This is a genomic window from Nonomuraea sp. NPDC005730, assembly GCF_040630865.1.
In the GTDB taxonomy this organism is placed as follows: Bacteria; Actinomycetota; Actinomycetes; order Streptosporangiales; family Streptosporangiaceae; genus Nonomuraea.
The window spans coordinates 50,790-59,672 of record NZ_JBEXYK010000064.1; the positions used below are offsets into that span (position 1 = coordinate 50,790).

General features: G+C 74.0%; 8 protein-coding genes. 4 read left to right on the plus strand and 4 right to left on the minus strand.

Annotated features, from left to right (window positions below; genetic code table 11):
* The first annotated feature begins 72 nt into the window (after positions 1-72).
* On the plus strand, positions 73-1,569 hold the full coding sequence (locus ABZ444_RS42660) for a carboxylesterase family protein (protein ID WP_358009784.1): 1,497 nt from the start codon (positions 73-75) through the stop codon (positions 1,567-1,569).
* 27 nt (positions 1,570-1,596) lie between these two features.
* Here ABZ444_RS42660 and ABZ444_RS42665 read toward each other — a convergent pair whose 3' ends face one another.
* From ABZ444_RS42665 to ABZ444_RS42675, 3 genes are all read right to left on the minus strand, one after another.
* A complete protein-coding gene (locus tag ABZ444_RS42665; protein ID WP_358009786.1) occupies positions 1,597-2,787 on the minus strand; it encodes a MarP family serine protease in 1,191 nt (396 codons plus the stop codon).
* Between the two features lie 77 nt (positions 2,788-2,864).
* Positions 2,865-3,659, minus strand: a complete 795-nt coding sequence (gene ppk2 / locus ABZ444_RS42670) for a polyphosphate kinase 2 (protein ID WP_358009788.1) — start codon at positions 3,657-3,659, stop codon at positions 2,865-2,867.
* 28 nt (positions 3,660-3,687) lie between these two features.
* The gene (locus ABZ444_RS42675; protein ID WP_358009790.1) at positions 3,688-4,662 is read right to left on the minus strand and encodes a nitroreductase family protein; all 975 of its coding nucleotides are present in this window, start codon (positions 4,660-4,662) and stop codon (positions 3,688-3,690) included.
* Positions 4,663-4,904: 242 nt separating this feature from the next.
* Here ABZ444_RS42675 and ABZ444_RS42680 point away from each other — a divergent pair, with 242 nt between their 5' ends.
* Both ABZ444_RS42680 and ABZ444_RS42685 read left to right on the plus strand, forming a co-directional pair.
* Complete coding sequence (locus tag ABZ444_RS42680; protein ID WP_358009791.1) at positions 4,905-5,783, plus strand: GerMN domain-containing protein; 879 nt, start codon at positions 4,905-4,907, stop codon at positions 5,781-5,783.
* Positions 5,784-6,007: 224 nt separating this feature from the next.
* Positions 6,008-6,613: a hypothetical protein gene (locus ABZ444_RS42685; protein ID WP_358009793.1), complete on the plus strand. Its 606-nt coding sequence runs from the start codon at positions 6,008-6,010 to the stop codon at positions 6,611-6,613.
* Positions 6,614-6,707: 94 nt separating this feature from the next.
* Here ABZ444_RS42685 and ABZ444_RS42690 read toward each other — a convergent pair whose 3' ends face one another.
* Entirely contained in the window at positions 6,708-7,583 is an 876-nt protein-coding gene (locus ABZ444_RS42690) for a universal stress protein (RefSeq protein ID WP_358009794.1), read from the minus strand.
* Between the two features lie 200 nt (positions 7,584-7,783).
* On the opposite strand from ABZ444_RS42690, the gene ABZ444_RS42695 reads away from it, so the two are divergent.
* Positions 7,784-8,638, plus strand: a complete 855-nt coding sequence (locus ABZ444_RS42695; RefSeq protein WP_358009796.1) for a universal stress protein — start codon at positions 7,784-7,786, stop codon at positions 8,636-8,638.
* Positions 8,639-8,883 lie beyond the last annotated feature (245 nt).

Sequence of the window (8,883 nt, forward strand, 5' to 3'; positions counted from 1 at the left end):
GCCGGCCCGCGTCCGGGGTGAGGATGGCCGAGCACGGCCGTCAGAGCCGTCCCCCCGGACGAGGAGCGTGCCATGAGCGCCGCCGGAACCGTTCACCCGCAGGTCACCGTGCGTACGGGCCGGCTGCGCGGCCGGATCGAGGGCGGCGTGGCCGTCTTCCGCGGCGTGCCGTACGCGCGCCCGCCGGTGGGCGGCCTGCGCCTGGCCGCCCCGGCGCCGCCCGAGGCGTGGGACGGCGTGCGCGAGGCCGCCGCGTTCGGCCCGCCGCCGCCGCAGTCCAGGCTGCTGGGCGCGTCCGGCGGCGCCGGCACGGACGGGAACTGGCTGACGGCCAACGTGTGGAGCCCCGACCTGGGCGCGGCCCGGCTGCCGGTGATGGTGTGGATCCACGGCGGGGGCTACATGTACGGCTGGTCCGGCGACCCGCTCTTCGACGGCGGCGTGCTCGCCCGGGACGGCGTCGTCGTGGTCACCGTCAACTACCGGGTCTCCGCCGAGGGCTTCGGGCACTTCCGCGGCGCGCCCGCCAACCGCGGGCTGCTGGACCAGGTGGCCGCCCTGCGCTGGGTGCGCGAGAACGCGGCGGCCTTCGGCGGCGATCCGGACCGGGTCACCGTCTTCGGCGAGTCCGCCGGAGCCGGGAGCATCGCGGCGCTGATGACGATGCCCGGCGCGGCCGGCCTGTTCCACCGGGCGATCGCGCAGAGCGTGCCGAGCCTGTTCTTCTCTCCCGAGCTGGCCGCCGATCTCGCCGCCGCGGTGGCCGCCGAGCTGGGAGCGGCCCCGCACGCGGAAGATCTGGCGCGCCTGTCGCCGGAACGGCTGATCGAGGCCGGTGACGCGGTGGCGGCCGGGATGGACGGCAGCTCGCACTGGGGTCTGGCCGCGCACGTCCGCACGCCGTTCGCGCCGGTCGTGGACGGCGAGGTGCTGCCCGCGACGCCCTGGCGGTCACCGGTGGGCGAGGTGGACCTGCTCGTGGGGCACAACCGCGACGAGTACCGGCTGTTCATGGCGCTCAACGGCGAGCTCGGCCAGGTCACCGCCGAGCAGGCGGCCGCCGCGCTGCGGACGCTGGCCCCCGACCCGGCGGCCTACCGGGCCGCCCACCCGGAGGCCGGCGACGAGCGGCTGTACGAGCTGGTCCACTCCGACTGGCTGTTCCGGATGCCGTCCGTACGGCTGGCCGAGGCCCACGGGCGGCACGGCCGGGCCCACCTGTACGAGCTGACCTGGCCGGCCCCCGGCATGGGCGGGATGCTCGGCGCCTGCCACGGGCTGGGCCTGCCGCTGACGTTCGGCAACCTGACCGCGGGCGTGGCCGGGCTGCTGCTCGGCCAGGAGCCGCCGCCGGAGGCCGCCGAGCTGTCGGCCCGGGTGCGGGCGGCGTGGACCGCCTTCGCCGCGACCGGCGACCCGGGCTGGCCGGCGTACGAGCCGCGCGAGCGGCTGACCTGGATCGTCGACACCGAGCCGGGCACGGCGGCGTACCCGGAGGAGGCGTCCCGTCGGTTGTGGGCCGGGCACGCCTTCGACCCGCTCCCGCTGCCGGCGTCCGCGCGGGCGTGAGCGCCGGTCTCCGCGGGCGGGCCGGGGTCAGTCGCAGGACTGGGTGCTGACCGGGTTCGTGGCCGTGGCGGCCTGGCGGGCGTCGGGCGCGACCTCGCCGGCGGTCAGCGCGTAGCCGGTCTCCACCTGGCCGGCGACGGCGGCGAAGATCACGCCCAGCACGCGGCCGTCCACGGCCAGCAGCGGGCCGCCGGAGTTGCCCTGCTGGATCTTGCCCCGGACCAGGTAGACGTCCCTGGTCACCTGCGAGGCCCGGTAGATGTCGGGGCTGCCGGCCCGCTGCCGGACGGCGACGCGGGCGGGCTCCGGCGTGAAGCCGCCGCCGTTCGGGTAGCCGGCGACCAGTGCGTCCTGGCCCTCCCTGGCCCGGGTGTCGAAGGAGAGCGGGGGCAGCCCGAGGCCGGGGACGTACAGGACCGCGACGTCCCGCCGCGGGTTGTACCAGACGACCTGCGCCGGGTGCGGCCGCTGCTGATGGTCGACCACCTGCAGATCCGTGTCCACCCCGGCCACGACGTGCGCGTTGGTCATGATGTGGTCGGGCGCGTACGTGAAGCCGGTGCCGGTGATGCGCTTGCCGCAGGAGGAGGCGGTCCCCTGGACCTGCAGGATGCCCGTCCTGGCCTGCCGCAGCGCCGGGCTGCGCAGCACGGCCACGTCCGGCGGCGGCACCCGGACGGGGCTCAGCCCGGCGATGGCGTCGAGCACCGGCGGGAAGTCGGACCGGTCGATGAACTGCTTGAAGGGCCGCTGCCAGTCCCGTGCCGCCTCGGGCGCCGCCTCGTCGAGCGTGGACAGCAACGCCGAGCCGCGGATCTGCTCCACCACGAGCGTCCACGGGCCGGACACCAGCAGGCTGCCCACGAGCCAGGCGACCAGCAGGACGAACGTGGCGTTGACCAGCCCGCCGCCCAGGGAGTCCAGGATCCGGGCCGGTTCGCCGCGCAGGTACGTGCGTAAGCGCACCCCCAGCGTGGACGCGGCGAACTGGCCGACCAGCGCGATCAGGAACACGATGACGACCGCGAGGGCCGTCTGCGGGACGTCGCCGGTCACGAGCGCGTTCGTCACGGCGGGGGCGACGGAGATGCCCAGCACGCATCCGGCGACGAACCCGATCGAGCTCGTCACTCCGACGACGAACCCCTGCCGGAACCCTGCGACGCCGAACCCGACCACCAGAACGACCAGGACGACGTCGAGCAGATCACCGGACACAAGCAAAGACAATCACCTTTTCCCCTACAAGGGAGGATCCGGTCCGGTACGCCGGATTTCCCTGATCGGCGGCCCGCTCAGAGGCCGGCCGTGACGTCGGGGACGTACCCCCCGGGGCGGCGCGGCGGACGCCGGTAGCCGGTGGCGGGCGGTCGCGGCGGAATCTCCAGCGGCGGCCGCTCGACCCGCCGGTAGGGGATCGTGGACAGCAGGTGCGCGATCATGTTGATCCTGGCCCGCCGTTTGTCCTCGCCCTGCACCTCGTACCAGGGCGCCTCGGGGATGTCGGTGTGCACCAGCATCTCGTCCTTGGCCCGGGAGTACTCCTCCCACCTGGTGATCGACTCCAGGTCCATCGGCGACAACTTCCACCGGCGCATCGGGTCCGCCAGCCGGTCGCGGAAGCGCCGCTCCTGCTCGGCGTCGCTCACCGAGAACCAGTACTTCCGCAGCAGGATCCCGTCCTCGACCAGCAGCCTCTCGAAGATCGGGCACTGGTGCAGGAAGCGCGTGTACTCCTCCTGCGTGCAGAACCCCATCACCCGCTCGACCCCGGCCCGGTTGTACCAGCTCCGGTCGAACAGCACGATCTCCCCGGCGGCCGGCAGGTGCTCGACGTACCGCTGGAAGTACCACTGCGACCGCTGCCGGTCGGTCGGGACGGGCAGCGCGGCGATCCTGGCCACCCGCGGGTTCAGGTACTCGGTGACCCGCTTGATCGTGCTGCCCTTGCCCGCGGCGTCGCGCCCCTCGAAGATCACCACGACGCGCCGCCCCTCGGCCCGCACCCATTCCTGCAACTCCACCAGCTCCGCCTGGAGGCGGAGCAGTTCCTTCTCGTACGGCTTGCGGCGCAGCCTGTCGGTCCCCATGCCTGCGGATTCTAGAAGGGCGCTGCGCTCATTCAAGGACGTCGGAGAGCGGGCGCCGGGGCGTGCCCTGCTCCTCGAAGGTGACCCCCAGCCGCATGATCATCTGCGGGTGCTCCCCCGAGAACAGCTCCAGCCGCAGGAACTCCCGCAACAGCTCCAGCTCCAGGGCCTGCGTGTGGAAGGCGGCACTGACCCCGTGCGCCGAGGCCTGCAGCAGAACCCGCTGCAGCGCCTGCCCCGTGGCCAGCCACTCCCGCCGGTCGTCCGCCCGCGTGGTCAGCACGGCGACCACCCCGACGGCCGTCTCGTCCTGGCCGCCCGGCGCGCCCCAGCCCTGCCGCCACGCGTAGTGACGCTGGGGGAAGACCGCCTCCGTCGGCGCGCCCTCCCGCGGGTGACTCCCGGCCGGCACACCGTCGCCCCGCGTGCTGCCCGGCGGTCTGGACCACCGCACGACCTCCAGGCCGAACCGCTGGTCCTGCTCCTGCACGCCCTGCGCCGCCCGGGTCAGCGCGGCCAGCACCTCCACCGCCTCCGCCGACCGGACGGGCGTCAACCGGCCCCCCTCGCTCATCGCCGCCCTCACCAGCGACTCCACGAACCGGTCAGGGACCGGGACGTCGGCGAAACCCGCCCGATGCGTGTGACGCCGCTCGATCTCGCCCCCGAGCACCCGCGTCACCTCGTCCGGCTCGCTCTCCCGGCCCGGCCTGACCGTCGCCAGCAACCCGGGCCGATCGGGATCCGGCAGCACCCGGACGACCGGCTCGAACCCCGCACATCGCATCACGACGCACATCGTGAACAGCGCCGCGCCACAACTGATCACCAGCTCCCGCCCGGCCACGTCACCGGCCTTGAGCTGCCTGCCGGTGTCGGCCTTCAACCCGATCTCCACGTCGGAGACGGAGAAGGTCCACGGCTGGGTGTTGTGCACGGAAGGGGCCCATCGACCGGCCTCGACCGCCGCGTCCATGGCCTGTCTCGGCGAGCGCGTGCTCATGGTCCGCCTCCAGAAGACGACCGCGTCGGGACGTCCGGTCTTCTCTGTCCGGCCTGCCCCACCAGGATGAGACCTCCCAGGCCGCCCGCCGCAGGGCCGCAGGACCCACGCCACCAGGGTCCAAGGACACTTCCGGGGCCGGAGCCGGAAGGCCACGGAGTTCAGGACGTCCGGCGGTGTCGTCCCGCGGTCGCGCGCGTCAGTCTGGGACCAGGATCGTTCACGGGAGAGAGATGATGATCATGGTCCCGATCCGTTCCCTCGTCGCCGTCGCCCTGGCGGTGACCGTCACCGGCGTGCCGGCCTTACCCGCGCGGGCCGCGCGGCAGGCCGCCGTCCCCGTCCTGGTCGGCATCCGGGCCGCGCATCTGCCCGGCCTGGACCGGCTGGTCTTCGAGTTCCGCGGCCCGGTCCCGGCCCGGCACGACGTGCGCTACGTGTCCCGGCTGATCGCCGACGGCTCCGGACGGACGGTCGGCGCGGTCGGCGACGCCCTGCTCCAGGTCCGCTTCGACCAGGCCGACGGCCACGACCGCCGGGGCCGGGTCACCTACGGCCCCACCCGCCGGACCTACGCGCTGCCCGGCGTCGTCCAGGTCGTCAACACCGGCGACTTCGAGGCCACGCTCACCTTCGGCGTCGGCCTGGCCAGACGCGTGCCTTACCAGGTCCGCACGCTCACCCGGCCCAGCCGGGTCGTCGTCGACCTCACCACGTCCTACCGGACCGTGGCCGTACGCGACCACTTCCTCGACAGCAGCGGCCGGAGCCCGCGCACGGCGGCGGTGACCCGCCCGGTGGCCCCGCCGGCGACCGCCTACGGCGCGCTGCAACGGCTGTTCGCCGGCCCGACCGAGGCCGAGCGGGCGCGCGGCCTGCGCTTCGTCAGCTCCAAGGCCACCGGCTTCGGCCGGCTGACCGTCGCGGACGGCATCGCCAGGGTCCACCTGACCGGCCCCGTCGACGGCGGCGGATCGGCCTTCACCATCGCCGACCAGATCAGGCCGACGCTCAAGCAGTTCCCGGGGATCCGGTGGGTCAAGATCTATGACGCGGCGGGGCGTACCGGGCATCCCACCGGGCCGTCGGACTCGATCCCCCGTTCGCTGGAGTCCGGCTGAGGCGGCCGGGGCGGTCTCTTGGCACGTCTTCCCAGGAGAACGGCCATGTTGATCTTCTTGGTTCGTTCATGATGGCGGGGTGACCACGCCTTGTCCTCCGTGATCCGAACGCCGGGCCGCCCGGTCCGTCCTGGCGGACTCGGGACGAAGGTCCTCCCGTCAAGAGCCGCCCGCCCCTGCCGTCCCCGCCGGGGCACCCGCACAGTGCTTCAAGGAGGTGTCCGTTGAAAGCGTTGATCGACCTTCTGGCCCGGCGCGTACGCCTGTACCGTCCCGACGGCAATCCCCTGCGCCGCCGTTCCGACCGGCTGGAGGCGCTCGCCGTGCTGGTGACCGGGCTCGTGGTGCTGGCGGGCGTCTGGCCCGCCGTCCTCGTGGGCCGGCTGGCCTACGAGAGCGCGCTCCACGAGGAGAGCGCGCACGCCGTGGGGCGGCACCAGGTCAGGGCGACGCTGCTGGCCGACGCGCCGGCCGCCCGCGTCGCCCTCACCGAGATGCCGGTGGGCGAGCAGCGGGCGATGGCGAGCTGGACGACGTCCTCGGGCGCGGCGCGGAGCGGCCCGGTGCCGGTCCCCGGGGTGGCCAGGGCCGGCTCGACGGTGCCGTTGTGGATCGACGCCGCCGGCCGGCCCGTGCCGCCGCCCACCGCCCGTACGGTCCTGCGGACGAGGGGCGTGGTGACCGGCCTCCTGCTCATGTCCGTGATCACCCTGGCCGCCGCGGGCGGGTTCGCGGGATTCCGGTGGTGGACGGACCGGCGGCGGTACCGGGAGTGGGAGGTCCAGTGGGCACGGGCCGGCGAGGACTGGGGACGGCGGCGCAGCCCCTGATCGCGCCGGCCTCCCGTCACCACGGCTCGCGGGCCCTGATCGCGCCGGCCGTCCTTCACTCGGCTCGCGGCCCCCGATTCGCGCCGGCCGTCCTTCACCGCGGCTGGCGGCTCTCGGCGTCGTCGGCGGGACGGATCACCGCGACCGGGCAGTGCGCGTGGTGGAGCACCCCTCTGCTGACCGACCCGAGCAGCAGCGAGCCGAACGCGCCCCGGCCGCGGGAGCCGACCACCAGCAGGTCGCAGGGGGCGCCGGTGAGCGCCTCGACCGGGTGCGCGCTCTGCACGTCCTCCACGACCGTCACCTCGGGATGCCTCTCCCGCCATCCGGCCGTCCGGGTCCTGATCACCGCACGCTGGGCGGTCCGGACCTCCTCCACGTCGTAGGCGATCTCCGGCGCGAAGGCGTGCACCGGAATCTGCCAGGCGTGGATCAGGCGCAGCGTGGCGCCGCGCAGCCTGGCCTGCTCGAAGGCGTAGCCGATGGCCGGCTCGCAGACGCCGGAGTCGTCGATCCCGACGCCGACCTCGCCGACCCGCTCCGGCGGGTCCGCGCGCACCACCACCACGGGGCACCGCACCTGACCGGCCACCTGCGTGGTCACCGACCCGAGCAGCGCTCCGGCGAACCCGCCCAGCCCCCGGTTGCCGATGACCAGCTCGTCCGCCCGCCGCGCCTGATCCTGCAGGACGGCCGCGGGCGTCCCCTCCACGATCTCGGCGTGCACCGGCACGGACGGCTGCCGCGCCCGGACGGCCGCCTCGGCCCGCTCCAGCACCCTGGACGCCGCCAGCAGCAGGTTGTTCCACTGCCCGAAGTCGGGGAACCTGCCGACGCTGTACGGCTGCCGGTCCAGGGCGTGCACGATCTGCAACTCCGCGCCCGTACGCGCCGCGTCGTCGGCGGCCCAGCCCAACGCGGCGTCCGACGGCGCGGACCCGTCCACGCCGACCATGATCCGTCCCGGCATGATGCCTCCCGGCCGTAGATCTTCCTCGGCCCCCGCCTGCCCAAAGTCAGGAACCGGCGAAGAAACCCCAAGTTCGGGGGCCGGAAGCCGTCCGGGGCCGCCCGCGATCGCCCCCGCCGCCAGATTTCTCCAAGTTTTGGGGCTGGCGATCCTGTCCGCTCACCTCCCGGACGGCTGAATGAGTAGGGGAGGTATGAGCGATGTCTGAGCTGGTCGTGGTGGGTGTCGACGGATCGCCGTCCGGGTTCGACGCAGTGGCGTGGGCTGCCGACGACGCCTGCAGGGCGGGGGCCGCGCTGCGGATCGTGTCCGTGGTGGAGACCTGGCCGTACCAGGTTCCGCAGATCGCCGCCGTCGAGTGGGAGAGCTCGATGACCGAACGCGCGCGGGAGATCCTGGCCAAGGCGCAGGAGATCGTCCGCGAACGCCGGCCCACCGTCGAGGTGAGCACCCGGGTCATGGCCGGGAAGGCGTCGGTCGCCCTCCGGGAGCAGGCGGCCGAGGCCGCCGAGCTGGTGGTGGGGCGCAGGGGGGCGGGCGGCTTCGCCGGGGCCGTGCTCGGCTCGGTCAGCATGAGCGTGGCCGGTCAGGCGCCGGGCCCGGTGGTCGTCGTCCGCGACGGGGACGCCGCCTCCTACGACGAGGTCGTCGTCGGCGTCGACGGCTCCCCTGCCTGCGAGCCGGCCCTCGACCACGCCTTCCGGCAGGCCGAGCTGCGCGGCGCCAGTCTCCGGGCGGTGCACGCCTGGCCGTTGCCGTTCGCGCTGGCGCCCGACTTCTCCTGCGACATCGAGGCCCTGCGGGAGAGCCACCTGCGCATCACCAGGGAGCAGCTCACCCCGTGGCAGGAACGGCATCCCGACGTCAGGGTGATCGCGGACGTCCAGTGCGGCCATCCCGTCAAGACGCTCGTCGCCGCGGGCGACCGGGCCGACCTGCTGGTCCTCGGCTCGCAGGGCAGGAGCGGGCTGGGCTCGTTCGTGCTCGGCTCGGTCATGCGCGGCGTCCTGCACCACGCGCGCTGCACCGTCGCGGTGGTGCGCGAGCGCCCCTGAACCGGCGGCGGAGGACTCCCGGCCCGCCGTCCAGGGACCTACGCCCTATGGCCGGGCCGCCCCGCCGGATGGGATGGAGGCAGGACCGAGAACCCCCGAGGTGAACGATGAACCTGACCGTCGAGGACGTGATGACCCGCGACGACGTCCCTTGGGTTCTAGGGTTCGTTGCAACACCCCAGTCCAGGGGATGCGATGGACTTCGAGATCCGCAAGGTGCGCAAGGCGCAGGGTGCGAAGAAGCT

What these genes read in the sequence shown, in the direction of transcription:
- ABZ444_RS42660 (WP_358009784.1), top strand. Translation starts at nt 73, where the DNA reads ATGAGCGCCGCCGGAACCGTTCACCCGCAGGTCACCGTGCGTACGGGC.
- ppk2 (WP_358009788.1), bottom strand. Translation starts at nt 3,659, where the DNA reads ATGGGGACCGACAGGCTGCGCCGCAAGCCGTACGAGAAGGAACTGCTC.
- ABZ444_RS42675 (WP_358009790.1), bottom strand. Translation starts at nt 4,662, where the DNA reads ATGAGCACGCGCTCGCCGAGACAGGCCATGGACGCGGCGGTCGAGGCC.
- ABZ444_RS42680 (WP_358009791.1), top strand. Translation starts at nt 4,905, where the DNA reads ATGGTCCCGATCCGTTCCCTCGTCGCCGTCGCCCTGGCGGTGACCGTC.
- ABZ444_RS42690 (WP_358009794.1), bottom strand. Translation starts at nt 7,583, where the DNA reads ATGCCGGGACGGATCATGGTCGGCGTGGACGGGTCCGCGCCGTCGGAC.
- ABZ444_RS42695 (WP_358009796.1), top strand. Translation starts at nt 7,784, where the DNA reads ATGTCTGAGCTGGTCGTGGTGGGTGTCGACGGATCGCCGTCCGGGTTC.